Raw genomic sequence first — 22,414 nt, forward strand, 5'->3', positions numbered from 1 at the left:
GCGCCGATTGACGGCGCTCACGGACGTATGGTCGTCGACCGCGTAGGAGGTTCGCATGGGAGTGCTCGATCGGGTGGATTCGCCGGCGGACCTGCGCGCGCTCAGCGCCGACGAGATGCTCGAACTCGCCACCGAGATCCGGGAATTCCTGATCGAGAAGGTGGCGGCGACCGGCGGTCACCTCGGGCCGAACCTCGGGGTGGTGGAGTTGACGCTCGCGCTGCACCGGGTCTTCGATTCGCCCACCGATCCGATCCTCTTCGACACCGGCCACCAGTGCTACGTTCACAAGATCGTCACCGGCCGCAAGGACGGTTTCGACACGCTGCGCCAGCGTGACGGCCTGACCGGCTACCAGGATCGGCGGGAGAGCCCGCACGACTGGATCGAGTCCTCGCACGCCTCGGCGGCACTCTCCAACGCGGACGGACTGTCCAAGGCCTTCGAATTGGCCGGCAGCGACCGCACGGTGGTCGCGGTGGTCGGCGACGGCGCCCTGACCGGCGGCATGTGCTGGGAGGCGTTGAACAACATCGCCGACGGCGATCGTCCGGTGGTGGTCGTGGTCAACGACAACGGTCGCTCCTACGCACCCACCATCGGCGGCCTCGCCAGCCACCTGTCCGGGCTGCGCCTGCAGCCGGGCTACGAGAAGTTCCTGGCCGGCGGCCGCACCATGCTGCAGAAGGCGCCGGTGGTCGGCACCGCCGCGTACGCCGTGCTGCACGGCCTCAAGAGCGGGGTCAAAGACCTCGTCGCGCCGCAGGCCATGTTCTCCGACCTCGGCATCAAGTACGTCGGACCGGTCGACGGTCACGATCAGGCGGCGCTGGAAGAAGCCTTCACCCAGGCCAAGGCCTTCGGCGGTCCGGTGATCGTGCACACGGTGACCCGCAAGGGCATGGGCTACGCCCCGGCCGAGAACGACGAAGCCGAGCAGATGCACGCCACCGGCAAGATGGATCCGCGTACCGGCGTGGCGCACGGCACCGCCGCCGAGGACTGGACGTCGGTGTTCTCCGCGGAACTGGTGCGGCAGGGCGAACTGCGGCCCGAGGTGGTCGCGATCACCGCCGCGATGCCCGGCCCCACCGGCCTGCGGGCGTTCGGCGAGACCCACCCGGAGCGGATGTTCGACGTCGGCATCGCCGAGCAGCACGGCATGGCCTCGGCCGCCGGGCTGGCACTGGGCGGCATGCACCCGGTGCTCGCCATCTACTCCACCTTCCTCAACCGTGCCTTCGATCAGCTGCTGATGGACGTGGCGCTCCTGAACCTCCCGGTGACCCTCGTGCTCGATCGGGCCGGTCTGACCGGCCCGGACGGGCCGAGCCACCACGGCATGTGGGACCTGTCGCTGATGGCGATCGTGCCGGGCATGCGCGTGGCCGCGCCGCGCGATGCCGAGCGCGTCCGCGAAGAACTGGGCGAGGCGCTCGACGTCGCCGACGGTCCGACGGCAGTGCGGTTCTCCAAAGGCGCTGTGCCGCAAGAGATCCCCGCGCTTGAACGACTCCGCGACGGGGTCGACGTGCTCCATCGCTCGGCGACCGCCGACGTGCTCCTCGTCGCGGTCGGCGCCTTCGCCGGCCTGGGCGTTCAGGTGGCGGAGGAGCTCTCCGCGCAGGGCGTGGGCGTCACCGTCGTCGATCCGCGCTGGGTGCTTCCGGTGCCGGACTCCGTTGTGGAGCAGGCCCGCGGACACCGGTTGGTGGTGACGCTGGAAGACGGCGGCGTGCAGGGCGGAGTCGGCGCGACGATCGCGCGCACCCTTTCGGCGGCGCACGTCGACGTCCCGGTGCGTCTGCTGGGTGTGCCGCAGGAGTTCGCGACGCACTCCACGCGCGACGAACTGCTCAACGACTTCGGTCTGACCGCCGAGGCGCTGGTGAAGACGATCAGCTCGGATCCGACGCTCGGCTGAGCGCTTCGGCGATCGGCTGGCCGGTGAGATCGCGCTGCCAGGGCCGCGCCCCGCGGCCGGCCAGCCAGGTGTCCACGTCGGCCACCTGATGCTGCGCCAGGCCCTGCCAGCACAGCTCGCGCACCGTGTCCGGGGCCAGCATGTTCTCCATCGGGACCGCGGTGGTCTCGGCGAGTTCCTTCAACGCCGGCCGCACCTCGTGTGCGCGGCGCGCCGCGTCGGGATTGCGCTGCTCCCACCGGTTCAGCGGCGGGGGACCGGTGGCGGCCTGTTTGCGCGGGGGTAGATCGGCGTCGGACAGGGCGAGCGCGTCGGCGATGGCGCCCATCCACACCTTGGCCTGGCGGCGCTGGCGGGGACCGCCGAAGACCGGCAGCCTGGTGAGCGCGGCCTCGGTGGTCGGGGCAGCGGTGGCGGCGGTGATGATCGCCGAATCCGGCAGGACCCGGCCCGGCGCCACATCGCGGCGGGCGGCCACCTGCTCGCGGGCCGTCCACAGCGACCGCACGATGGCGAGCTGGCGCGAAGTCCGCAGGGTGTGCAGGTTGGAAGTACGACGCCAGCGGTCCGTCCGCGGCGGCGCCGCTGGCTTCACCAGCTCGTAGGCGAACTCCTGGGCGGCCCAGTCCAGCCGCCCGGCGTCGTCGAGGGCGGTGGTCATCGCATCGCGCAGCTCCACCAGGACTTCCACGTCGAGCGCGGCGTAGTTGAGCCACTCGTCGGGCAGCGGGCGGTGCGACCAGTCCGCGGCACCGTGGCCCTTGGCCAGGCCGAGCTGCAGGAACTCGGCCACCATCGCGGCCAGGTTCACCTTGGGCAGGTTCAGCAGACGGCCGGCGAGTTCGGTGTCGAACAGCGTGGCGCAGCGGAAGTTCAGTTCGGTGAGGCAGGGCAGGTCTTGGTCGGCGGCGTGCAGGATCCACTCCGGGCCGTCGAGCACCTCGACGAGCGGTGCCAACGCCTCGGGATGCTCGATCGGGTCGATCAGGAAGCTGCCCGCACCGGTCCGGCGCACCTGGATCAGGTAGGCGCGCTGCGAGTAGCGGTAGCCGCTGGCGCGTTCGGTGTCGAGGGCGATCGGGCCGGTGCCGGAATCGAGGAGTTCGGCGGCGCGCTCGAACTGCTCGGGGGTGCTCAGCAGGTCGGGAACACCGTCGGCGGGTGCCAACAGCGGCCGGATCGGGTTCTGCGCCTCGTCGATCTGCCCGGGGTCGGGGTTCCCCGCCTCGCTCACTGGCCGACCGGCCGTCCGAGGGTGGCCACGCCGGTGGGCGGCAGGCCGGCGGCGCTGGCCAGGACCTCGCAGAAGGCTTCCAGGTGTCCGGCCAGGGCGGGGCTGCTCGCGGTCCACGAGGCACGGAGTTCGAGTTGATGCGCGCGCGGCGGGCCGGCGATGTCGCCGTACCGGACCGAGGTGGTGGCGGTGACGGTGCCGCCGAGCGCCAGGACGGCCGGGGATTCGCTGCCGAGCAGCACTGCCGATTCGGTGTCGCCGGTGGGGACGCCGAGCGCCTCGGTGAGCCATTCCCAGGCCACCTCCGGCAGCAGCGGGTCGTTGGCGAGGTCGGCTTCCACTTCGGCCTGAATGAAGGCGACCATCCGGAAGGTGCCGTTCCACGCTTCCTGTCCGGCCGGGTCGTACAACAGCACGAGGCGACCGAACGCGCTGCCCGCCGAGTCGGCGGCCCCCGACCCCTCGCCCACGTCCGGCGGCGCCACCTCGACGCCGAGGGCGTAACTGTAGGGTGCCAGTCGCTGCGGCGGACGGATGGAACCGACCTCTATCTCCGGCCGCACCACGGCCTCGTCCAAGGACGCGACGGCGCGGGTGAAGTCGACCGGTTCGGGCTGTGCTCCTGTTGTCACACGCGTCACGGTAAGCCTCGCGATGGCGTTGTGCCCGGAGGCGCGCCGCTGACGGATGTGCCCGGTGTGGGCGCCGTCACCGGTTCTGCGGTGCTCCGCAGACATGGCACAGTGGACCCCATGAGTCAGGTGCAGAGGATGCGACGGTCCGGGGACGCCATGCCGTTGATTGCGGCCGCGAACGGGCAAGATCCGGCGCGACGGCCGGTGTGGTTCATGCGACAGGCGGGGCGTTCACTGCCCGAATACCGGGCGATCCGGGCCAATCGCGGCATGTTGGAGTCGTGCTTCGACGCGGAATTGGTGTGCGAGATCACCATGCAGCCGGTCCGCAGGCACGACACGGATGCGGCGATCCTGTTCTCCGACATCGTGGTGCCGCTGCGGGCGGCCGGAGTGGACCTCGACATCGTGGCCGGCACCGGCCCGGTGATCGCCGATCCGGTGCGCACCGCCGCCGATGTGGCGGCGCTGCCGCGACTGGAGGCCGAGGAGGTCGGCGCGGTCACCACCGCGATCGGGCTGATCCTCGACGAACTGCCCGCGGAGAAGGCGCTGATCGGTTTCGCCGGTGCACCCTTCACCTTGGCGTCGTACCTCATCGAGGGCGGACCGAGCCGCACCTACGAGCGCACCAAGACGATGATGCGGGCCGATCCGGAGCTGTGGAACCAGCTGATGGGCAAGATCGCGGACGTCACCATCGCCTTCCTGCGCGCCCAGCTCGACGCCGGCGTCGATGCGGTGCAGCTGTTCGACTCCTGGGCGGGCACCCTGTCGGAGGCCGACTACCTCACCTATGTGGCGCCGCATTCGGCGCGCGTGCTGGCCGAGGTGGCCGACTACGGCGTGCCGCGCATCCACTTCGGTGTGGGCACCGGCGAGCTGCTGTCCGCCATGACCGACGTCGGTGCCGACGTGATCGGCGTGGACTGGCGGGTGCCGCTGGATGTGGCTGCCGCCCGCGTCGGACCCGGCGTGGCCATCCAGGGGAACCTGGATCCGACGGTCCTGATGGCCGGGGACGCGGTCCTCGAACGCGAACTGCGCCGCATCATCGGCGAGGGTGAGCGCGCGGTGGCCGCGGGCGCCCGCGGCCACATCCTCAATCTCGGGCACGGCGTGATGCCGGGCACCGACGCGGACGCGATCACCCGCGCAGTCGAGCTGATCCACACCTTGTGAGCGTGCGCGTCGCGGTGGTCGGCGGCGGGGTCTCCGGACTCACCGCGGCCTACGCGCTGCGCCGTGCGCTCGGCGCGGAAGCGCTGGTGGAGGTCTTCGAGGCCACCGACCGGCTGGGCGGGCTGCTGCACACCCCGCTGATCGGCGGCCTGCCCGTCGACGTCGGGGCCGAAGCGTTCATCGTCCGGCGTCCGGAGGCGTCCGCGCTGGTCGCCGAACTCGGTTTGGCCGAGCACGTGTGTGCGCCGGGGCCGCTGCGTCCGGCGCTGTGGTCCGGCGATGGACTGCACCCGTTGCCGACGCCCGCGGTGATGGGCATCCCGACCGGACCCGGGTCGCTCGGCGACCTGGTCGACGAGCGGGTACGCGCGACGATCACGGACGAGGCCCTGCGCGACTGGAGCTGGGATCCCGGTACGCCGATCTCGGTCGGCGCCCTGGTGCGCGACCGGTTCGGCGACGAGGTGGTGGCGCGCAGCGTCGACCCGATGCTCGGCGGCGTGTATTCGGCGCGGGCCGATCAACTCGGATTGGTCGAGACCATTCCTGGGCTGGCCCGGGCACTGGATGCCGGGGCACCGTCGCTCACCGCGGCTGTCACCGGACTCAGCGTCGCCGCCGCACAGAACTCCGGACCGGTCTTCGGCGCGCTGCGGGGCGGCTACCGAACCCTGGTCGAGGCTCTCCGCGCTGCGTCCGGGGCGCTGGTGCGTATCGGCGCCCGGGTGGTGGCGATCGACGCCGACGGTCCCGGCTACACGGTGACCGACGCCGACGGCGCGGCCGCGTCCTATGACGCGGTGATCGTCGCCGTGCCGCCGTGGCAGGCCGGACCGATGCTGACCTCGGTGGCCGCGGACGCCGCTGCTGCCCTGAGCGCGGTGCAGGCGGCCGGCTCGGCGGTGGTGGCCTGCGTGCTGGCGCCCGGCGCCGTGCTGCCGGACCATTCGGGGGTCCTGGTGGCCACCGATGCGGATCTGGCGATGAAGGCGGTGACGCTGTCGACGCAGAAGTGGCCGCACCTGGCGGAGGCCGGGCCGCCGGTGCTGCGCGTGTCGTTCGGACGGCTGGGGGAGCCGGTGACGATGACCGACGATCTACTGGTCGCGGCGGCACTCGCCGATCTCGAGCGGGTCTTCGCCGCGGCCGGGCTGCCGGCGCCGGTCCCGGAGTCGGTGGCCGTGCAGCGGTGGCCCACCGGGCTGCCGCACTTCGCCCCCGGTCACCTGGCAGCGATGGCGACCGCCCTCGATCAGCTGCCCGTGGGCGTGGCCCTCGCCGGGGCCGCCGTCGACGGAGTAGGTGTTCCGGCCTGTATCGGGGCCGCACGTCGCGCCGCCGGCCGCATCGTCGCGGGCCTGACCGAAGGCTAGAACGGCGGCTCGCCCGCAGCCTGCTGTGCCTCGTACGGTCCCGCCGGGGGTGGTCACGCTGGAGTGGTAGCGCCCTTCGTCGTCGATCCAGAGCTCGTCGAGGAAGCCGGTCAGATGGGTTTTCATCAGATGATGGAAGCGGCACTTGGGCAATAGGTTGCAAACGCACGTGGGTCCGCCCTGGGATGGGCAGATGTTGTCGTACTCGGCGACGTGGTCGAGATCGCAGGCGAAGGCGGCCCGTTCGCAGCCGGGGATCGAGCAGGTGCCCCAGAGGAAGCGTGCGACGAGGTCGGTGAGCAGATTCGGGCGATACGGGTCGCTCGGGAGCGCGGTTTTCGCGATCAGGAAGCGGGGCGGGGACTCGCCGTCGGTTGCCTCGGCGTCGGATCCGGCCGCGGATTCGCTTGCGGCCGTAGCATTTTCGTCCTTTTCCGGGTCGGGGCGTGGGTCATCGGCCCGGCACTCGTCCGGGCTGTCGGGGCGGGGTCCTTTTCGGTGGACCGCCGCCTCGTCGAGGTCGTCGCCTTCCCGCTCCGGGTTGGGTTCGAGGAGGTCGTTCAGGTCGTGCTGGTGGATCACGGCGTCGTCGCGCTCGGCGATCTGTCGGACGTGGTCGCCGGAGATCGGTCCGTAGCCGTCGAGATAGCCGCACTGATCGCCGCCCTGGAGCGTAGTCGCGTCGCAGAGGACGTGTACGACGATCCGCGCCGCCCGGGCGTCGAGGTGCACGTCGCTGATCTGGGCGGTGCAGCCGTCGCTTTCGCACCGACAGGTGAACGGAGCGTGTTGCAGGAGTGCGATGGCGGCGTCGGAGCGGGCTTGCGCTTTGGTGCGGGGATCGTCGGGGCAGAGGCCGGCGATCACGGCGTCGAGCATTTGCCGGACGAGGCGGACGTCTTCGGCGGTGGCGGTGATGGAGATCTGTGCCATGCCGCTGTCGAGGGCCTGGAACCCGACGTTCCGAGACGCCTTCGCGCGGTCGCGGTCGAGCTTCTCGGCGTCGGGGTCGTATTCGGCGACGAGTCGGCGGGCCATGTGGCCGGTTTTGGTGATCGACATCGACGACACCCCGCCCCGCAGCCCCATGATCTGGAGAGCCAAGGTCTGGTCGATGAGCGCCATGGTCTCGTCGTTCTGGACCAGTTGGGTTTCGGCGACGATCCGATGGAACCGGGCCCGGTCGATCAGCCCGAGCCGCATGGTCGAGAACACCGCGGGCAGGCGATCGCGGGCGCACACGGCGTCGTCGAGCAACGACCGCGCGAAGTGATCGGTGCTGTCCAGGCTCATCTGGAGTTCCAGGGCGGTCTGAGCTTCCAGGTCCAAGACGGACCGCTGGGTCATCGCCACGTTCTTACTGACCGCCTGGACGTGGTCGAACATCGACAGCGCGAACTGGAACAGCCGCCAATCGAGGTAGCAGTGCCCGTTCTTGATCGAGTGCACGGCCTCGGCGAGGTCGCCGGTCGAGAGCTCGGAGAGGGAAACGCTGGACGAGGGCATGCCGACGGCAGCCAAGTCCGCCTTCGGCCAGGCGGAAGCGGCGAGCTTCGTCATGCCTACTCACCTCCCCGAGCGAGCCAGCCACACCGATCGATCTGGTGTGCTAACTCCACGTTACGCCGATCTAACTATAAGAACAAGCGTTCGAAATAATATACTTCCAGGAATTTTCGGTGCTGGTTCCGGGGCGCTGACCAGTGTCTTCGTGTCGCTGGTCGATCTGGTTCCGCGAGTGGGGAAGGTCGACTTACCTGGTGACGAGTGCGGGACGGGGCAGTGGCACTATGGGGGGCATGGCTCGCTTGGACTACACCGAACTCAACGCCACTGTCCGCTACCTGATGTTCTCGGTCTTCCGCGTCCGCGCGGGAGAACTGGGCGACGACCGCGCCGCAGCGATCGCCGATCTCGACCGCTTCCTGGCCGGGCTCGAAGAGTCTGGCGTCGTGGTCCGCGGTGTCTACGACGTCGCCGGCATGCGCGGCGACGCCGACTTCATGTTCTGGTGGCACGCCGAGACCATCGAGCAGCTGCAGGCCGCGTACAGCGACTTCCGGCGGACCACCGTGCTGGGCCGCGCCAGCGATCCCTTCTGGAGCGGCGCTGCGCTGCACCGCCCGGCGGAGTTCAACAAGAGCCACATCCCGGCTTTCCTCGCCGGTGAGGCCGCGGGCGACTACATCTGCGTCTACCCGTTCGTGCGGTCGTTCGAGTGGTACCTGCTGCCCGACGACGAGCGCCGCAAGATGCTCGCCGACCACGGTAAGGCCGCCCGCGACTACAAGGACGTGCGCGCCAACACGGTGCCCGCGTTCGCGCTCGGCGACTACGAGTGGCTGCTGGCCTTCGAGGCGCCCGAACTGCACCGCATCGTCGACCTGATGCGCGATCTGCGCGCCACCGAGGCCCGCTACCACGTGCGCGTGGAGACCCCGTTCTTCACCGGTCCGCGCGTGGAGACCGCAGCGCTGGTCAACGCCCTGCCCTGACGGCTCAGGCCTCGGCCTCGTCGAGCGTCAAGCTGATCGAGTTGATGCAGTAGCGCAGGTCGGTGGGGGTGGGGTAGCCCTCACCGGCGAAGACGTGGCCGAGGTGGCTGTGGCAGGTAGCGCACAGGATCTCCGTGCGCTCCATGCCCAAGGTGTTGTCGCGGCGTTCGATCACCGCGTCGCCGGCCAGCGGCGTGAAGAACGACGGCCACCCGCACGACGACGCGAACTTGCTGTCCGAACGGAACAGCTCCGCACCGCACGCCCGGCAGCGGTAGACGCCCTCGGTGGTGGTGTCGGTGTATTCGCCGACGAACGGCGCCTCGGTGCCGGCCTGCCGCAGCACGCGGAACTCGGCGGCGCTCAAGCGTTCGCGCCAGTCGGCGTCGGTGAGGGCCTGGGGATCGGTGGGGTATTCCGGCGATGCGCTCATCCCTCCACGGTAGCGCGCATCGCACTGCGTTAGCTTGGGGGCATGACCGCTACCGCCCAGAGCTATTTCACCCGGATCGACGACCACCGCTTCCTGCCGACCGAGCACGCCACCGGCGCCTGGCGCGAGGATGAACTGCACCTGGCGCCGGTGGCCGGCCTGGTGATCGACTTCCTGGAGCGCTGGCGCCTGGAGAACGCTCCGGCGCTGGTGTTCAGCCGGGTGTGCGTCGAGGTGCTCGGGCAGATCGCCCGCGCGGAGATCGAGATCGGCATCGAGGTGGTCCGGCCCGGTCGCACCATCGAGCTGGTCGAGGCGACCGCGGTGATCGGCGGCCGCACCACGCTGCGGGCCCGCGGCTGGCTGCTCGCGTCGTCGGACACCTCCGCGGCGGCCGGCCACGCCTGCGACCCGATGCCGAGCCGCGCCGACTGCGTCGACGAGTCGTGGCTCAAGCGGTGGCGCGGCGGGATGATCGCCAGCGTGACGGCCGTCCAGTCCGCCGCGACCATCCAGGGGCGCGCGCAGGCGTGGGCGAGCTCCGAGGTCGCACTGATCGAGGGGGAGTCCGCGACGCCGCTCGGCGACTACACCAAGTTCCTGGACCTGGCGAACGGCATCTCCTGGCGGCAGGATCCGGACGAGTGGATGTACCCCAACGTCGACCTGACCCTGCACCTGTTCCGCCAGCCGGAGGGCCGCTGGGTGGGCTACGACACCCGGGTGGCGTTCGGTGCGGGCGGACTCGGCCTGACGAGCTCGACGCTGCACGACGAGCACGGCCCGGTGGGCATGCTCGCGCAGTCGCTTACGCTGCGCCCGGCGACGGAGCTGTGACGGGCGCGTCGTCGGCGGCGGGCTCCCCGTCGTCGATGGCGCGAATGTCCAGCCAGCGGAACAGCAGGACGCAGAAGACGGTGATCATCAGCAGCGACCAGCCCAGCGGCACCTTGTTGTACTCCAGGTAACGGCCGAACGGTTCCCATTCCCTGGAGGCGAAGACGTCGAACGACAGGCAGCCGTAGACGGCCAGCCAGGCCGGCCAGTTGCGCATCACCGAGCCCGACAGGAACACGGTCATGATCAGCGGGAACAGCAGCATCGAGTAGTAGCCCTGGCCGAGCGAGCCGAACAGGAACAGGGTGCCCAGCAGGACGCCGGTGGACGTGGTGAGCCACAGCAGCTCGTCGGTCTTGGCGTAGTAGCGGTACAGGAACCACAGCGAGAAGATCGCCATCAGCACGAACGCGATCCGCAGGACGATGACCAGCCAGTCGGCGACGCCGAAGTACAGGGCGTTGCCGGAGATGGAGCTGTTGTAGTAGTCCCGCGTCTCCGACAGGTACGGCACGGTGCGGTCGAGGTACGACCGGGCGTCGACGATCAGCGGCCACGCGATGATGTTCAGCGCCACCGGGATGCCGAGCGCGGTGATGAACACCTTCCAACGCAGCTGCAGCAGCGGCAGGAGCAGCACCGGTGCCAGGACCGGCTTCACGGCGAGGGTGAGACCGATGCAGGCGCCCGCCCAGTAGTCCTTCTTGTTGCGGATCAGGACCAGGAAGCCGACCAGACCCAGCAGCACGAAGGCGTTGAAGTTGGTGAAGATCAGCGTGTTCGCGACCGACTCGGTGAGGAAGAAGAAGAACAGCACGGCCGGGAACACCCACGAGTCGGCGCGGTAGCCGAACAGGCGGACCAGCAGGTAGGCCGACGCGATGAGGGCGATCACCGACACCGCGATGAACGTCCAGCGCGCGTGGTCGGGGTTGAGGACCGCGATGGGTCCCATCAGCAGGGTTCCGGACGGGGAATACAGGTAGTGCGGGTCCACCGTGGTGTAGTTCTCGGCGTACACGGGGTTGCGGTTGAGGAAGTTCAGTGCCGCGTTGTAGACGGTGCTGAAATCGTCGGTGCGCGAGCCGTTGACCGCCAGGATCACCGAGCGGTGGAAGATCATCATCACCGCGACCGGCCACAGCATCACTGACAGGATGCGCGGGGTGTCCACGCGCGGATACAGGTACCGGTCCATGACGCTCACCTGAGCGAACCTACTACACGTCGCTGCATCCTCAGGCAGGGCACGCACGCTCGGCGGGACCGGTGAGGCGTTCGTCGCCGAGATAGTCGACGACGAGCTGCGCGGCGCACTCGCTGCGCGTGAGCACCGAATACCCGAGACCGTCCCAGCTGACGCTCACCGGTTCGGCGCCGGTGGTGACCAGCAGCGGGGTCAGCGCCTCGGCGGATTTGAGGCCGTTGATCGGATCGTTCAGGCCCAGCAGCACCAGCGGCGGGATCGGGAACGACGACGGTGCGGGCGCAGCACCGGCATTGCCCCAGCCGTCGCAGCGGGCCAGCGAGAGCGCCGCCGAGTTGGCCGTCATCGGGGCGTCGGCGCCCCAGGTGCGGGCCAGCTTCGGGATGTCGGCCAGGCCCGGGCGGCCGAGCATGTCGTTGCACCGGGAGAGCAGTTGGCCGTCGGTGTCGCGCAGGGACCGGCTGGCGGCGGCCAGATCCTTCAGTGCGTCGGCGTTGCCGCGGTCGGCGGCGCTGATGGCGTCGGCGAGCTTCTTGAGGCCGTCCGGATCGGTGGGGCCCACGGCCAGCGCGGTGGTGATCGCGGTCAGGATCGACGTGTCGGAGAGTCCGGGCAGAGCGCCGCTGGCGCCGGCCGCGATGAGCCGATTGAGCATGGACCGGCCGTCGGAGCCGAGGGAGCAGCCGACGTCCGTGCAGCGTCGGGCGAAGGTGCTCAGCGAGTTCTGCACGCCGGCGGCGGTGGCGGCGGCGGCCGGGGCGGCCTGGGTGTTCAGGCCGATCGGGGAGTCCAGGATCAGGCGGCCCACGTTGCCGGGGTGGCGCGCCTGGTAGGCCAACGCGACCGACGAACCCTGACCGACGCCCACGATGCCGATGCGGTCCACCTGCCAGCGAGCGCGCAGCTGCTCGATGTCGGCGGCCGCGTCGACGGTGGCGTACTTGAGCTGGTCGGGCTCGAGGGTGTCGTTGCAGATGTCGGCGCCCTCCCGGGCGGCCTTGGCGAGCGCGGTGGTGCGCGCCTCGACGTCCCGGGAGCCGGACGCGCCGTCGTTGATGATCGTCGAGCGCTGCTCGGAGGTGAGGCAGTCGACGGGGGCGGACTGACCGACGCCGCGGCGATCGATCGCCACGATCGGATGCTTGGCCAGCAGCGGTGCCAGGGTCGACGAACCGAAGTTCATGGCGAGGCGCGAGCTCGGCAGGTCGGTACCGGTGGTCAGCACCAGGGGCGCCGCATCGGCGGGCGTCTCGGCGAGCTTGCCGCGGACCACGGTGATCAGCAGGGGAGCACTGTCGGGGTCGTCGGGGTTCACCGGCACCTGGAACGCCGCACAGTCCAGTTGCACCGTGTCGGGCGCGTCGACGTCGTACTTGTCGGCCAGCTTCGACCCGCAGTCGGAATAGTTCAGATCGCGCTCGGGAGCGGAGAGCGTCGGCAACCGGTTCGCGTCGGCCTCCGCTGCGGCGTCGCCGCCGTCGCCGTGCACCACCTTCGGTCCCGGAGCCGGTCCGGCGGTGCAGGCGGTCGCGAGCACGGTGACCGAGGTCAGCACGGCCAGCAGCGCCCCTCGGGAGGAGCGGGTGAAGAAGTCGGTCACGCGTCGCCTTCCTGACGGCGGATCCAGCGGGTGAAGAGGAAATGGTCGACGGCGGCCACGAACGCGGGCGTGTACTCGTCGGTGGCCTGCGGGGTGGTGCCGCCGCGCCCTTCGCCGCCAGCCGCGGGGGACAGCGTGACGCACAGCTCGTCGATCAATCCCTCGGCGGCGAGCGCGCCGCTCACATGGGGGCCGCCCTCGCACAGGATGCGGAGCAGTCCGCGCTCGTGCAGCAGGCCGATGCCCTGGCCGAGGCCGTCGGGGGCGTGCAGCAGCGTCATGGTGCCCTCGGAGCGTTCGACGTGGCCGGCGGCGCGTTCATAGGCGGCGGGGTCGTCGGTGGTCAGCAGCAGGTAGTTGCCGGTCGTGGTGTGGGTGAGGAAGCGCGACGGCTCGCCGATCTGCCCGGACCTGGTCACCACCACCAGCGGCGGCGGACCGCCCTGCCCGCGTGCGGTGCGTGCCTGCTGCTCGGCGTCGGGCAGCTTCACCCCGATGTAGTTCTCGGCCACCGCGGTGCTCGCGCCGACGAGCACGGCGTCGGCGCCGCCGCGCAGCCGGTGCAGGACGGCGCTGTCGGCGGGGCCGGACAATCCGGCCGACACTCCGTCGCGGGTGAGGCTCGCGTCGAGGCTGTAGACGAAGTTGGTGCGCAGCCACGGGCCGGCCGGCCAGGCGTACGCGTCGAGCAGTTCGGTCCGGGACAGGGTGGACACCATCAGCGGCCGCCTTCGCTGAGGCCGCGCAGGAACATGCGGACCACCGTGTGCTCGAGGGGTTCGGTGCGCGGATCCTCGTAGGTGAGTTGGTGGGGTTGGGCGGCGAGGTCGGTGCGCGCGGACTGGGCGAGGGCGCCGATGACGCCCGAGGACACCTGCAGCGGAGACTTCACCGTCCAGGCGAGTTCGGTGGGGATGCCGAGTCGGACGGCGGCGTGGCGCAGGACCGCCTTGTCGTAGCCGCGGCCGTCGGGGCCGGGACGCCACAGCAGCGTGGGATGGGTGTCCATCGCGAACCGCCAGAACGCCGCGGTCTGGAAGACCTGCACGAACTCCTCCGCGCGGTCGTCGAGCAGCCGCTCGTAGTAGTCCGGGATCAGGCGCTCGCGGGTGAAATTGGCGGTGACCTTGGCGCGCACCCTGGTGCGCAGTTCGTCGATCGCCTCCGGTGCGTCCGGTTCGACGGCCAGGCGGGAACCGCCCAGGAAGAGCGCATCCGAGCCCGCGCCGGTGAGCACCGGGCCGACACCGAGGTCGGCGAAGCGGGCGAAGGCGGCCTGCACCGGGATCGCCGAGGTGATCTCCCACAGCTCCCAGGTGCCCAGCGCGGCGATGCACGCGGCAGCGGCCTCGGCGAGGCGCTCGTTGTCGAGGTCGACGACGTGGTGCTCGAAGCCGAGCAGCGCGGCCACGTCCCGCCCGCGCAGGTCTTCCAGGCCGCCGTCGACGTCGGTCACCACGGTGAGGGTCTGCGGCTGCAGACCCAGGTCGGCGCAGACCGCGGCCACGAGGATGGAGTCGATGCCGCCGGAGAGCATCAGTCCGGGCGGGCCGGGATGGTCGGCCAGCACCGCGGTGATCCGGGCGCGCAGGAGATCGGTCACCGCGTCGGCGGCCCGATCCAGGTCGGTCAGCACGGTGGTGCTGCGGTAGGCCATCGCCTCGGCGTCGTCGGCCACGTATTCGGCCGCCTGCGCTGCGGTGCGCACACCCGCCACCTCCCCGACAGAACCCATGGCGCCACCCTAACAGCGGCTGGTCGGGGCACTTCGGTGTGAGGTAAGTCGCTTAGCACGCTTGTGAGTGGGATACCAAGGAGTCACTCGTTACGCTCTGCCCATGGTGGCTCATCTCTCCGACCGAAATCCCGTGATCGCTGCGGACGCATTGATCGGCGAAATGGTCCCTCCGTCGATGTTCGACGAGGTCAGCTTCGACTCGTACATCCCCGACCCGAATGAGCCGAGCCAGGCCGCCGCGGTCGGCGCGGCCCGCGACTTCGTGGCGCGCGCGTCCAAGATCCGCGCCGGCAGCGGTAAGCGCGGCCTGTTCCGCAAGGCCACGACTCCGCAGGGCATCGGGCTGTACCTCGACGGCGGTTTCGGCGTCGGCAAGACGCACCTGTTGGCGTCGATCTTCCATTCGATGCCCGGCCCCAAGGCGTTCGCCACCTTCGGCGAGGTCACCAACCTGGTCGGCGCGCTCGGCTACACCGACTCGCTGGAGCGGCTGTCCGACCGCACCGTCCTGTGTATCGACGAGTTCGAGCTCGACGATCCGGGCGACACCATGGTGGTCTCGCGGCTGCTCAGCGAACTCAGTGCGCGCGGCGTCTCGATCGTCGCCACCTCCAACACGCTGCCCGGCCAGCTCGGCGAGGGCCGGTTCGCCGCCCAGGACTTCCTGCGGGAGATCCAGAAGCTGTCGTCGATCTTCGAGAGCGTGCGGGTCGACGGCCCCGACTACCGTCACCGCGACCTGCCGCCCGCGCCGGAACCGGCCACCGAGGCCGAGCTCGTCGCGCAGGCCGAGGCCACCCCGGGCGCCACGCTCGACAGCTTCGACGACCTCGCCGCGCACCTGGCTAAGCTGCACCCGTCCAAGTACAAGTCGCTGGTCGACGGCGTGACGCTGGTGTGCATCAGCGACGTCCACCCGGCCGCCGATCAGGCCGTCGCGCTGCGCCTGGTGGCGCTGGCCGACCGTCTGTACGACGCCGACATCCCGGTGGTGACCTCCGGCGTGAAGCTCGACGAGATCTTCACGCCCGAGATGGTGGCCGGCGGCTACCGCAAGAAGTACCTGCGCGCCATCTCGCGTCTGCTCGCCCTGTCCCGCCTCGCCGAGACCGCCGCGTAGTTTTTCGTTCCAGCCCGGCGGTGTGCGCCGTTCAGGGCGTGCGGGTCATCACGTAGTCGTGCTCGACGGTGCCGTTCAGATCGAAGGTGCGGGGCCCGGCGACGGTGAAGCCCATCTTCCGATAGTAGCGCTGTGCGCGCTCGTTGCCGCGGTTCACGCCCAGCCACACTCGTGTGGAGCCGTGCTGTCGTGCCGCGGCCAGGGCCGCGTCCATGAGTAGGTGGGCGGGCTGCCCGCTGGCTTGCGTGCCGTGGTGGTCGGGGACCACGTACATCTTGGAGATCTCGGTGATCTGCGCGCCGGGCACCACGGCCCGGACGTCGTCGGCCTCCGGCGGGCGGTGCAGCAGCAGGGTGTAGCCGATCACCGGGCCGTCGGGGCCGGCCTGCGCCACGATCACGTCGACGTCGTCGGCGGCGATCCACTCCGAGAACCGTTGCGGGTTAAGGGCTTTCGCGATGTGCACGGCGATGTTCTCGGCGGTGATGTGCGGCGGGCAGGCCAGCGGGAACGTCGCCGCGGCCACCGCCGCGATCTCGTCGGCCAACGCCGGATCGGTGACGGTGGTGATGACCGGAGCGGCGTCGTGGTGCATGGCTCCATTCTGGCCGAGCTGTCAGTGCGGAAGGCCTCGGGGTCCGTCGTCAGTCGCGGTCGATCCAGGAGATGAGCTGGTGGGCCACCTGGGGGTCGTTCAGCAGGGTCATGTGGTGCGCGCCGGCGCGGTGGAAGCCGTGGGCCGGGTCGAAGCCGAGGTTGCGGGTGCGGTTGCGCCCACTGGCGCTGTGGTGCAGGACCAGACCGTCGCCGAGCGACCGGCTGAGGGGGTTGCGGGGGTTGCGCGCCAGGGTTGCCCAGACGAAGTAGTGGTCCGCGCCCGGGAGGAGCGGGACGTCGGCGGCCACCGCGGCGGCGAGGCTGTCCGGATCTCTGTCGAGCCAGTCGTCGTCGAGCAACGATCCCGCCCGCAGATCGCGGATTCCGGCGGAACGACGACGCAGCAGCCGACCGAGGGCGTCGGTCTCCGGCTGCGTCGTCAGGGCGGCGCTCGCGTGGTGCGCCAGTTGCTCCAGCGGGGCGCCCAGGTGCGGTGTGCCGAGGCTGATGGACGTGCGAACCCGGTCCGGCCACAGATGGCCGGCCTGGCGCCCGTGGTGGGCGGCGCTGCGGGCCACCAGTCCGCCCATCGAATGGCCGAGGAGGGTGAGGTCGTCGACGTCGACGGGCCAGAAGCGGACGAGGTCGTCGAGCAGTTCGGCGAGATCGTGGCCGTTGGTCGAGATGCGGCGGCCGGTGTTGTAGCGGATGAAGACGTTGGTGACGCCGCGGTTGGTCAGGTGCAGTTCGTACGGTGCGCTCGTGCGCTGACCGAGTCGCCACGCGTGCTCGGTTTCCACCAAACCGTGCAGATAGACGGCGATCCGGCGGGTTGCGCGGGGGAAGGCTTGTGCCAGGCCCGCGGCGTCCGGGGTCACCGCCCGGCCGGCGACGCGGACCGAGAGGTTGTTCGCGGCCAACGTCGATTGCTTGGCGTCGAGCTCGTCCCCGATGAGGCCGTGGACCACGCCGATGATCCCGGCGCCGCGGGTGGTGGTCGAGGGCGGTGTGGACAGGGGGAGGTCGGCCCACCGGCCGCCGAGCTGGGCGGCGGTGGTCACGGTGGCGTCGATGGTGCGGTAGATCCCGTCGGTGATCGGGTCGTGCACGCGCTGGATGCGGGTCGCCGTAGGCCCGACGCCGCGGCGGACGGCGGCGAATACGCGATCGGAGATGGCCCGGTGCGTTCGGTGCACCCCGGCGGCGGCCTGGGCGGCCTCGGTGAGGCCGAGCTCGGTGAGAGCGCCGACTTCTGCGCGGCGTTGCTCGGTGGCGTCGATCATGAATCTCAGTGTACGCCTGTGCACTGATTGCTGATTTGGGGAGCGACGACGAAGGCCCGGACGGATGTCCGGGCCCTCGTTCTGGTGCGCAATACTGGGATTGAACCAGTGACCTCTTCCGTGTCAGGGAAGCGCTCTCCCACTGAGCTAATCGCGCGGGATCTGTGCAGTTGTGCTGAGGCAGATTCTACTGCTTAGTGGAGGTGGCGACGGGAATCGAACCCGTGTGCACGGCTTTGCAGGCCGTTGCCTCACCACTCGGCCACGCCACCAAGCGCGAGAAAGGATTGCTCGATCCTCGCTGCGAAGAAATCTCGCTCCGAGCGGATGACGGGATTCGAACCCGCGACCCTCACCTTGGCAAGGTGATGCGCTACCAGCTGCGCCACATCCGCATGTCGGTGAACGGTCTTGTGAACCTTGTTGCTCACCGGCGAGAACAAACACTAGCGGGGTGATGTCCGCAAAAGCAAACCGGGGTTCGGTGGCGTGAGTTCAATCTCTCTGAACTGGGAAAAGTTTGCCGGAAGGGTCGGAGGCCGGCCGGGATCGCCGACTCGGCCGCGGGCGCTCAGCTTGACGGCGGGGACCGAGAGTGGCTGCGATTATGAGCAAAGTCACGCGGCGCCCGGGGGTGGGCGGAGGTTTCGCTGTCATATACGAGGCCTCCTTGGTCAATATGACCAAGGAGGGCCCGCCGGTGACAGTGAACTGGGCCGTCGGGGTCTCGGATCCCAGATTGTCGTACGTCGGCGGTACCTTCTTCTAACGAACTGATGTTCGATGTGTTGAGTGGTCGCTTCTTCACGAGAGACGTGACTCGACCAGCGCAAACGCTGTCTTCTCGCTACCCGGAGAGGTCCGATATGGACGCAGCAATACTGACCGATTTCACCGATCTGTTGTCGGACGACCTGGCCGTCGGTGTCGCTACCGGCACCGAATCGGCGGGCGGCCTCGCACATTTCTTGGCCCATCTGCGGGCGGTGACCGACGACCGGGAACTCTTGGCGCTCGCCGCCGCGTTCTTGCGCCTGCGGAACGTGGTCGACCACGGTCTGGCTGCGGTGTGTGCGGGGATCGAGGCCGTGGGGCTGCCCGCTCGGAAGCACGTGCGGTCGGCGGCGGCGATCCTGACCGAACTCGATGCGGCGCCCGCGGTGGCGTATCGGGCCGTCCGCCTGGGGAAGGCGATGGCGGACGAGGGCGCGGGGCCGGTGACGCGCGGCATGCGGGATGGTGCGCTGTCGGCGGAGAAGGCCGATGCGGTGGTGACCGGACTGACGCACGTCACCGATCGCGTGGATCTGTGAGCCGGATGGCTCCGAGGATAAGCGGTCGGCGAAGCGGCGGCGAGCTGACGCCATGACGCAGGTGGTTCGGACCTATCTGTCGCATTCGGAGCGGCCGGAGTCCGGGGGTGTGTTGCCACACGTGACGTTGTCGGTGCCTGCCGCGGTGATCGTGAACGGGCAACCGATCGATTCGGCGGCGGGTGTCGGGCCGTGTCGGGTGGTGCGGATTCCGTTCTCCGACGTGGAGGCGCAGGTGCCGTGGCTCGGTTTCGCCGGGCCGATCTCGGCGCGGACGGCGGAGTTGATCATGTGTGTAGCCCACCATGCGGAGCATTGGAAGCACGGTGGCCAGGCCTGTTTGGACAACGGTGTGCTGCTGTGCCGCCGTCATCACATGCTGATTCATCAGAGCGGGTGGGAGGTGTTCATCGGGCACGACCGGCACCCGTGGTTCGTCCCGCCCGCGGATCTGGAGCATCCGAAGCGGCGGCGAGAGGCGATCCCATCGAATGCGCGGCGCACGTTGACGTTGTTGCCCGGCGCTGCCTGACCGCGGCCGGTGCCGACGCGCGCTACGAACGAGAAGACCCTGTCCGCCCACGAGACTCGTCGCAGGCAAGATCAGTCTGCTGATCGGCGAGGTTGCTGTATCTGAACCACCTGTATGACGTGTCGGAGGCCGAGCTTCTGACGCGATGCGTTGTTTGAGAAGTCCATAGCGAAGAAGGAGCCCGCGCCGCAGGATCGCCATGGGAAGGCGGCGGCGTGGGCTCGGCCGGCCGTCGATGTCCAGTGACATCGAGGCCCGGAAAGCAAAATCGAGGTCCGGCGGGTGCCGGACCTCGATCTCGAAGTGGTGCGCAATACTGGGATTGAACCAGTGACCTCTTCCGTGTCAGGGAAGCGCTCTCCCACTGAGCTAATCGCGCGGGATTGATGAAGTTGTCCTCCAGTTGGAGGTGACGACGGGAATCGAACCCGTGTGCACGGCTTTGCAGGCCGTTGCCTCACCACTCGGCCACGTCACCACGGTTCTTTCACCGTACGGGCACGATCTCGCAGAGCGAGACGTGCTCGCTGTCGAGCGGATGACGGGATTCGAACCCGCGACCCTCACCTTGGCAAGGTGATGCGCTACCAGCTGCGCCACATCCGCACGCTGGTGAACTTCGTCTTGTGGACTGCTGCTCACCAACGGAACAGAACATTAATCACCCCACCGTCGGTTACACAAATCGGGAGGTCAGCGACTTACATGCATGTGTTTTTGCAGCGTGATCGCCGATCGACGGCCGAATGGCCGCGACACCGCTGCGAAATAGACCCGCAAGCCGGGCGTCAGCACGGGATTTGGCGGCCGGTGGATCGGTGTGTAATCTCGTTCCTCGTGTGAAGGAGTCAAACCCGGAACACGCAACACGGTCCCGTGGCTCAGTGGAAGAGCGTCCCGTTCACACCGGGAAGGTCGCTGGTTCGATCCCAGCCGGGACCACCGTGCACAGCCCCTTCGCAACTCGCTTGCGGAGGGGCTGTTTCGTTGTCGGCTCAACGATGGATTCTCGAAGCGAAGTGCGGACGGTTTTGGGGGCTTCGGGCCGAATGGCGACGGCGGGCTTTCCGGTGTAGTCGGGCTCCACGAGAAGGATTGCAGGGGAGTCGATGAGCGCAGAGTCGCCACCGGGCGCAGAGCCGTTGGCAGAGCCTCGTCGTCGATCCCATTCGCGTCGGTTGCGGATCAAGATCCGGTTCCGCCAGGAGCGCTACAAGATGCGCCTGAATCCGCACTGGAACCGCGCCTATCGTGCGGGGGTCGGGGCGGTCGGCACCCTGATGATCCTGTGCGGCGCCCTCCTGGTGCCGCTGCCGACGCCGGGCTTCGGCTGGATCCTGATCTTCCTGGGCGTGGCCGTCCTGTCGTCGGAATTCGTCTGGGCACAGCGGCTCAGCCACTGGGTGCGCCGCGGATACGACTGGGTACGCCACCACTGTGGCTGTTCGGAATCATCGGCACCGCCGCGTCGTGGTTCGGCGTCGATCAACACTGGCTGCGCGGGCCGATCATGGGATGACGCGCCCGCGGCCGGACTGCGGCGCGCCCCGCGGGGTGTCGCGGGATTCGGGCGTATCCTCGGCTGGTGCACGACGATCCGGGCGCACCCCGCCCGCTCCGCTCTATCGCCACCCCGGTGGTGGTGGTCGCGTGCGTGCTCGCCCTCGTGGCCGTTGCCTGGCACCTCTGGTACCTCCCGCTCACCGAACCCGGCTACGGGCTGTTCACCAACGGGGTCGACACCAAGGTCTACCGCGGTGGCGCGCTCGCCGTCTTGCACGACACCCCGCTGTACAGCGAGCCGGTCTATAAGGTCTGGCAGTTCACCTATCCGCCGTTCGCCGCGCTGGTGCTGAGCCCGCTGGGTCTGCTCGGACCGTACGAGGCGTTCCGGCTGATGAACGCCGTGAACGTGCTCTGCCTGCTGCTGCTGATCTTCCTCACGCTGCGCGCACTGCGGTTCCGCCGCGACGGCCGCTTCTGGCTCACGCTGGTGGCGCTCACGGTGGCGGCCACCCTGCTCGAACCGGTGCGCACCACCATCTGGAACGGCCAGATCAACCTGGTCCTGGCGGTGCTCGTGGTCGGCTGCCTCACCCTGCCGCTCGGTCGCTGGCGGGGGATCGGCGTCGGACTGGCGGCCGGCATCAAGCTGACGCCGCTGTTCTTCGCCGGCTATCTCCTGGTCACCAAGCAGTGGCGTGCGTTGGTCACCGCGCTGGTCGTTTTCGCCCTGACGGTCGCGCTCGGCTTCGTCGTCCTCCGCGGACAGGCCGCCGAGTTCTGGACCGGGATCGGTCAGGACACCTCCCGGATCGGTCCGCTCGACGCGGTGGCCAATCAGTCGTTCAACGGCTTCTTCGCCCGGATGAGCACCGTCGGCGTCTGGCACGCGCCCACCTGGCTGTGGCTGCCGGTCGGCGTGGTGCTCGCCGTGCTCGGTCTCTACGTCGCCTGGCGGGCGTACCGGGCCGGTGCCGAGATGCTGGCGATCACGCTGACCGGCCTCACCTCCTGCGCGGTCTCGCCGTTCTCCTGGGGACATCATTGGATCTGGCTGGTGCCGCTGCTGATCCTCGCGCTGGTGCAGGCGACCGACGCCGCGCGCAGCGACCGCCCGTGGACGTGGCTGTGGTGGCTGGCGCCGACGGCGGTGGCCGCGATCGGCTACACCTGGCGGGTCCGCGTGCTCGAAGACGGCGTGGAGCGCTGGCGCTTCGGCAGCTACCGGCTCTTCTGGTCGCCGGGCGGCAGCGGATGGGACACGGCCGTCGCCGTGATCGGTGCCGGCGCCTACCTTTGGGTGTTTCTCGCGACGTTGGTTGTCACGCTGTGGTGGACGGCCCGTGTCGACCCGATACGATTCAAGCCGAACGACGTCGCCGCGCCGGTGGCGTCGTCCTGACCACCC

18 protein-coding genes, 7 tRNA genes and 2 pseudogenes are annotated in these 22,414 nt (G+C 69.5%); 11 read left to right on the plus strand and 16 right to left on the minus strand.

What is annotated here, in order from left to right:
* The first annotated feature begins 55 nt into the window (after positions 1-55).
* Positions 56-1,924: a 1-deoxy-D-xylulose-5-phosphate synthase gene (gene dxs / locus MUG78_RS13790; protein ID WP_246995700.1), complete on the plus strand. Its 1,869-nt coding sequence runs from the start codon at positions 56-58 to the stop codon at positions 1,922-1,924.
* Here the strand turns inward: dxs and MUG78_RS13795 are convergent.
* Complete coding sequence (locus tag MUG78_RS13795) at positions 1,899-3,158, minus strand: HRDC domain-containing protein (RefSeq protein ID WP_246995702.1); 1,260 nt, start codon at positions 3,156-3,158, stop codon at positions 1,899-1,901. The two genes, dxs and MUG78_RS13795, sit on opposite strands and share 26 nt — an antisense overlap.
* Positions 3,155-3,790 carry a DUF3000 domain-containing protein gene (locus tag MUG78_RS13800; protein ID WP_246995704.1) on the minus strand — a complete coding sequence of 212 codons (636 nt, stop codon included), beginning with the start codon at positions 3,788-3,790 and terminating at the stop codon, positions 3,155-3,157. The genes MUG78_RS13795 and MUG78_RS13800 overlap by 4 nt, the downstream gene beginning before the upstream one ends.
* A gap of 159 nt (positions 3,791-3,949) precedes the next feature.
* Here MUG78_RS13800 and hemE point away from each other — a divergent pair, with 159 nt between their 5' ends.
* Together hemE and hemG are read left to right on the plus strand one after the other, a co-directional pair.
* Positions 3,950-4,975 (plus strand): uroporphyrinogen decarboxylase, encoded by a 1,026-nt coding sequence (gene hemE / locus MUG78_RS13805; protein ID WP_246997060.1) that lies wholly within the window; start codon positions 3,950-3,952, stop codon positions 4,973-4,975.
* Positions 4,972-6,348: a protoporphyrinogen oxidase gene (gene hemG / locus MUG78_RS13810; RefSeq protein ID WP_246995706.1), complete on the plus strand. Its 1,377-nt coding sequence runs from the start codon at positions 4,972-4,974 to the stop codon at positions 6,346-6,348. Before hemE ends, hemG begins: the two co-directional genes overlap by 4 nt.
* A 603-nt stretch (positions 6,349-6,951) precedes the next feature.
* Here the strand turns inward: hemG and MUG78_RS13815 are convergent.
* Positions 6,952-7,908, minus strand: a pseudogene (locus tag MUG78_RS13815) (DUF222 domain-containing protein); the annotation flags it as partial.
* Between the two features lie 239 nt (positions 7,909-8,147).
* Between MUG78_RS13815 and hemQ the strand changes: the two are divergent.
* On the plus strand, positions 8,148-8,843 hold the full coding sequence (hemQ, locus tag MUG78_RS13820) for a hydrogen peroxide-dependent heme synthase (protein WP_246995708.1): 696 nt from the start codon (positions 8,148-8,150) through the stop codon (positions 8,841-8,843).
* Between the two features lie 4 nt (positions 8,844-8,847).
* Here hemQ and msrB read toward each other — a convergent pair whose 3' ends face one another.
* The gene (msrB, locus tag MUG78_RS13825) at positions 8,848-9,276 is read right to left on the minus strand and encodes a peptide-methionine (R)-S-oxide reductase MsrB (protein ID WP_246995710.1); all 429 of its coding nucleotides are present in this window, start codon (positions 9,274-9,276) and stop codon (positions 8,848-8,850) included.
* A gap of 42 nt (positions 9,277-9,318) precedes the next feature.
* On the opposite strand from msrB, the gene MUG78_RS13830 reads away from it, so the two are divergent.
* Positions 9,319-10,113, plus strand: a complete 795-nt coding sequence (locus MUG78_RS13830; RefSeq protein ID WP_246995712.1) for a thioesterase family protein — start codon at positions 9,319-9,321, stop codon at positions 10,111-10,113.
* On the opposite strand, the gene MUG78_RS13835 is transcribed toward MUG78_RS13830, so the two are convergent.
* The 4 genes from MUG78_RS13835 to MUG78_RS13850 are packed head-to-tail and all read right to left on the minus strand — an operon-like array spanning position 10,085 to position 14,655.
* The gene (locus tag MUG78_RS13835; RefSeq protein ID WP_246995714.1) at positions 10,085-11,320 is read right to left on the minus strand and encodes a glycosyltransferase family 87 protein; all 1,236 of its coding nucleotides are present in this window, start codon (positions 11,318-11,320) and stop codon (positions 10,085-10,087) included. The genes MUG78_RS13830 and MUG78_RS13835 overlap by 29 nt on opposite strands.
* A 31-nt stretch (positions 11,321-11,351) precedes the next feature.
* Entirely contained in the window at positions 11,352-12,920 is a 1,569-nt protein-coding gene (locus MUG78_RS13840) for an alpha/beta fold hydrolase (RefSeq protein WP_246995716.1), read from the minus strand.
* Positions 12,917-13,639 (minus strand): dihydrofolate reductase family protein, encoded by a 723-nt coding sequence (locus MUG78_RS13845; protein WP_246995718.1) that lies wholly within the window; start codon positions 13,637-13,639, stop codon positions 12,917-12,919. Before MUG78_RS13845 ends, MUG78_RS13840 begins: the two co-directional genes overlap by 4 nt.
* Positions 13,639-14,655 carry an asparagine synthase C-terminal domain-containing protein gene (locus MUG78_RS13850; protein ID WP_246995721.1) on the minus strand — a complete coding sequence of 339 codons (1,017 nt, stop codon included), beginning with the start codon at positions 14,653-14,655 and terminating at the stop codon, positions 13,639-13,641. The genes MUG78_RS13845 and MUG78_RS13850 overlap by 1 nt, the downstream gene beginning before the upstream one ends.
* Positions 14,656-14,758: 103 nt before the next feature.
* Here MUG78_RS13850 and zapE point away from each other — a divergent pair, with 103 nt between their 5' ends.
* The gene (zapE, locus tag MUG78_RS13855; protein WP_246995723.1) at positions 14,759-15,778 is read left to right on the plus strand and encodes a cell division protein ZapE; all 1,020 of its coding nucleotides are present in this window, start codon (positions 14,759-14,761) and stop codon (positions 15,776-15,778) included.
* 31 nt (positions 15,779-15,809) lie between these two features.
* On the opposite strand, the gene MUG78_RS13860 is transcribed toward zapE, so the two are convergent.
* From MUG78_RS13860 to MUG78_RS13880, 5 genes are all read right to left on the minus strand, one after another.
* Positions 15,810-16,373: a GNAT family N-acetyltransferase gene (locus tag MUG78_RS13860; protein WP_246995725.1), complete on the minus strand. Its 564-nt coding sequence runs from the start codon at positions 16,371-16,373 to the stop codon at positions 15,810-15,812.
* Positions 16,374-16,422: 49 nt separating this feature from the next.
* Positions 16,423-17,658: an esterase/lipase family protein gene (locus tag MUG78_RS13865; RefSeq protein WP_246995727.1), complete on the minus strand. Its 1,236-nt coding sequence runs from the start codon at positions 17,656-17,658 to the stop codon at positions 16,423-16,425.
* Between the two features lie 82 nt (positions 17,659-17,740).
* Positions 17,741-17,815: transfer RNA gene (locus tag MUG78_RS13870), tRNA-Val, on the minus strand.
* A gap of 41 nt (positions 17,816-17,856) precedes the next feature.
* Positions 17,857-17,930: transfer RNA gene (locus MUG78_RS13875), tRNA-Cys, on the minus strand.
* A 50-nt stretch (positions 17,931-17,980) separates the two neighbouring features.
* Positions 17,981-18,053: transfer RNA gene (locus MUG78_RS13880), tRNA-Gly, on the minus strand.
* Between the two features lie 471 nt (positions 18,054-18,524).
* Between MUG78_RS13880 and MUG78_RS13885 the strand changes: the two genes are divergently transcribed.
* Positions 18,525-18,971 (plus strand): hypothetical protein, encoded by a 447-nt coding sequence (locus MUG78_RS13885; RefSeq protein ID WP_246995729.1) that lies wholly within the window; start codon positions 18,525-18,527, stop codon positions 18,969-18,971.
* A gap of 52 nt (positions 18,972-19,023) precedes the next feature.
* Positions 19,024-19,503, plus strand: a complete 480-nt coding sequence (locus MUG78_RS13890; protein WP_246995731.1) for an HNH endonuclease signature motif containing protein — start codon at positions 19,024-19,026, stop codon at positions 19,501-19,503.
* Between the two features lie 304 nt (positions 19,504-19,807).
* Here MUG78_RS13890 and MUG78_RS13895 read toward each other — a convergent pair.
* From MUG78_RS13895 to MUG78_RS13905, 3 genes are all read right to left on the minus strand, one after another.
* Positions 19,808-19,882 (minus strand) — tRNA-Val (locus tag MUG78_RS13895).
* 25 nt (positions 19,883-19,907) lie between these two features.
* A tRNA-Cys gene (locus MUG78_RS13900) sits at positions 19,908-19,981 on the minus strand.
* 55 nt (positions 19,982-20,036) lie between these two features.
* Positions 20,037-20,109, minus strand: a tRNA-Gly gene (locus tag MUG78_RS13905).
* Positions 20,110-20,373: 264 nt separating this feature from the next.
* Here MUG78_RS13905 and MUG78_RS13910 point away from each other — a divergent pair.
* The 3 genes and pseudogenes from MUG78_RS13910 to MUG78_RS13920 all read left to right on the plus strand — a co-directional run bounded on the left by MUG78_RS13910 (position 20,374) and on the right by MUG78_RS13920 (position 22,408).
* Positions 20,374-20,445, plus strand: a tRNA-Val gene (locus tag MUG78_RS13910).
* A gap of 275 nt (positions 20,446-20,720) precedes the next feature.
* Positions 20,721-20,903, plus strand: a pseudogene (locus MUG78_RS18455) (PGPGW domain-containing protein); the annotation flags it as partial.
* Between the two features lie 185 nt (positions 20,904-21,088).
* The gene (locus MUG78_RS13920) at positions 21,089-22,408 is read left to right on the plus strand and encodes a glycosyltransferase 87 family protein (protein WP_246995733.1); all 1,320 of its coding nucleotides are present in this window, start codon (positions 21,089-21,091) and stop codon (positions 22,406-22,408) included.
* Positions 22,409-22,414: the final 6 nt, after the last annotated feature.

The organism is Gordonia alkaliphila (assembly GCF_023017165.1).
GTDB classification, from domain to species: Bacteria; Actinomycetota; Actinomycetes; order Mycobacteriales; family Mycobacteriaceae; genus Gordonia; species Gordonia alkaliphila.